This is a genomic window from Glutamicibacter sp. V16R2B1, assembly GCF_005774635.1.
Lineage (GTDB): Bacteria > Actinomycetota > Actinomycetes > Actinomycetales > Micrococcaceae > Glutamicibacter > Glutamicibacter creatinolyticus.
Genome location: NZ_VATX01000029.1, coordinates 1 through 3,271 on the forward strand (window position 1 = coordinate 1; position 3,271 = coordinate 3,271).

The following is a 3,271-nucleotide window of genomic DNA, read 5'->3' on the forward strand; positions in this document are numbered from 1 at the left end:
GCGTGCACCAGGTGTGTGGTTGTTTCACTGCTGTTACGGCGGTCATAGCGTGGGGGAAACGCCCGGTCCCATACCGAACCCGGAAGCTAAGGCCCACTGCGCCGATGGTACTGCACTCGTGAGGGTGTGGGAGAGTAGGACACCGCCGGACTTAACTTGATGAAGGGTTTGAGGCTCCAACCAGTGATGGTTGGAGCCTCACCTATTTAAGCCCAAATGTTCTCGTGCTTGCTAATCGGTAGCCCTGATCCGGCACTCGGGAAACCGCGCGTCGGCCCAGAGCTGCCGGCTTCTTATCTTCGTACTCTGCTATTGGACTTCAAAGACTTTTTCGACATGGTCTGGTTGTACTCGTCGCGTTCGTGGTTACGGTGAGATGCCCCTCTCCAGCGGAATATGGTTCGTTTCTTGCCGTGGAATAGGTGGCAAGCACCCGTGTTTCTGTCCGTTGGGGTCTATGAATAGACGTCCGTGGAAAATCGTGATCAGTTTGCCACTCATCGGTACCGGCTGGGACACGCGGCTTCAAGACGGCCGGTCGTCGGGGTCGCTGCCTCCTTGCTCTTGCTGCGCACACCGGAAGACTCTGGGGCTCGAGCATTGCTTCACGGTTGATCTGGAAGATTTGCATGTTGCAGCAACCGGTCGACCGCGGAAGTGGTCAGTGTGCTGGGCATCAACTTGGGCCGCTACCGAGTACAGGTCCGAGGGCACCTGCACCGCTTGTTTCCCATGGGCGGCTGCACCACCTTGTACAACAGCACTCTCGTCTCTTGGGATGGCGACATAAGCCAGCTTGCATTTAACGCACCCCTTCCCTTGTACGACCTTGCCGAGTGTCTTGCTGGCCGTGATAACAGGCCGGCGCAAACGCATGCAGATGGCCGTCGGTTCCGGCAACAGGCATCGAAGGAGTAGAGGAGCTTACGTTCCCTCGTTCTGGACTGCCTCCTTCGAGCCGCCGGCGGATAGTGCTTCCCCATGCTGCCAACGCCAGCTTCTTCCATGAGTTGCCTCGAATGACGAGTTTGAGGGCACGATCGAGCCCTGCCATGAAAGTGTCAGCGCTGTGCCATTCGACCGGGATCTGACGAACTCGTGGTTGGCTGTACGATCCCCCTACCGATCCACCGTGGGCTTGGCAGCTCTAGCATGCTCGGCGAATTTGCCTTTGTCCCCAGGCGCGCAACGAGACCACGGCATCGGCGCCGACGCCTTCATCGTCATTGAGTGGTATTACCGACTCGCTCAGATTGGGTGGCCGACCATCTGCTCCTGGCCGGCACTATGGAATTGCACCTGCGCGTTGGGCACACCTTGAAGCTGACGAGAGCCAATGGCCGGCTTTCCCTGGGGAATGGTGCTCGAGCGTCGCTCAGTTAGCGCTTTGACCTGATGAAGGACGCTTGTGCGAGTGAAGCCAAGAGATGAGCCATCGAAGATGCCACTCTGGTCGTGAACCCATGTTCGGCGAAATGCATTCTCATGGTAGAGGAGGCGTACTTCCCGCAGCAGAACCGGCGTCATGCCCGGTTCTGAATGCTCACAGCTACATATTGGGTTGCGTGGCCGACAGACGATCGCAACCTGCATGGCGAAATCATGTGGAACCTGAGCATACAAGGCTGGAGAACTGTCTGGCGTGGATGGTTGAGGTGCCATGTACTTCACTATTCGGGGACCAGATAGCAGCATTAGGTGGCGCTGGCGCGAGTAAGACTTCTCAACCCAAGCCTCGGTCAGAGACTACGGACACCGCAGGTCCAAGGAGAGCTCTACCCACACAGCCAACCATTTGGCTCTCAGGGTCGAGTGCCTTGCTGATCCTAACTCGGTGTATCGCGAAGGCACTCCGCTATGCGACGTCCAACGCGAGCTGTTAATTTATCCCGGGCGGTGGCACAGCAGGGCAACGAACGCTCCCGCCTGTGCTGTCTCGCTCTGAGTTGTTTGGGTATTGATCCCACAGCAGGGGTATGCCCGGGATCCTCGTTTGCCTGGCGTTCTGCCTGTAGCAAGGACACCCAGTTCTGATGCATGCTCCGAACAGAGGGTGAAGGCACCGAACCGAACACCGTACTCCGCGAGGATGAGTACGCCTACATCATTCCAATCACTACAAAATGGCTGCACAGCCCCAGCCCGGCCGCGACGCCAAAGGGGGCAACGAACGCGTCCGACATCGATGCTGGCAACGGCCGCTTCGTAATGAGCTGGTTGAACTGCAACGCCGATCGACGAGACAACTCGTCCGGTGAGCAAGCACTAGCGCTCTAAGGCTGTAAAGGACAACGAGCTTCCTCCTGAACGAAGGAGCACCGCTCTCGAACGGGGCGAAGTCTTCTGGGCGGGTCGTTCGGTCTAGCGGTGGTGGCGAGAGCCTCGCAGGCAGTCTCTGGAAGGAGACGCCCCGGGTTCCGCTCCGAGGACAGCACAGCTACCAATCTCTAAATGGGACGGGCACCAGTTCCAGCGACACATCAACTCCGACAGGGCATGGGGATGCTGTCTGTTGGAGCCGCTGCCTCCTGCAGAGTCGAAAACTCTGCAGATCATTGAGCTGAGCCTTGTATCTGCAGCTCCGGTCCCGAACAGGTCTTAGGCTATCGCCCAAGGTCAATGGCGATTGCACCTGAGAGCTATGTGCGGCTTGCGGGTACTGAAGCAGCTGTCAAAGGCGATCGCGGCCCTCGCGTGATGACCTGCCGGGAATCAGCATCGGAGTTTGCGGTTGCGCGAAGTTCGGCAGTGAGGAAACCTGCCCTGCTTTAGATCGAACCCGCTTTGTCAGATCCCTCTACATTGGCGAAGACATGCTGAAAGTCCCCCTTTACCTGGTACCAGGGCGCAGTCACGAATGAGGACGCAGGCAAAACTCTGAAGCATTAAATGGGGGGAATCCTTAAATACCGGTTCTATTGATCAACGAGCAGCGAGGATTTTTGATGTGGCCACGCTCACCACACAAAAACAGGTCCTCGATTTGCGGAGGCCTGAAAACCTGTGTATAGTTTTTCCTTGTCGCCGAGAAGCGGACCGGAGAAAAACCGGTACCAAATCAAGGCGAGAAGCCCGGAAAATCAACGATTTTCCACAGGTCACTGTGGACAGTCGAAGATTCAATGGGAAAGCGAAAACTGATTCAAATCACAAAGAATGGATTTGACTTTCAGGAATTCGCTGGGATAAAATAATTACAGAGCGCCGGACGAGATCACGGATCGAAATGATGTCGATGATGAACCGGTAAGCGCTTGTTGTTTGAGAACTC

The 3,271-nt window shown here is 56.6% G+C and carries 1 rRNA gene; it reads left to right on the plus strand.

Annotated elements, in window-relative coordinates:
• Positions 1 to 34 precede the first annotated feature (34 nt).
• Positions 35 to 151 (plus strand): 5S ribosomal RNA (rrf, locus tag FDN03_RS15300).
• Positions 152 to 3,271: the final 3,120 nt, after the last annotated feature.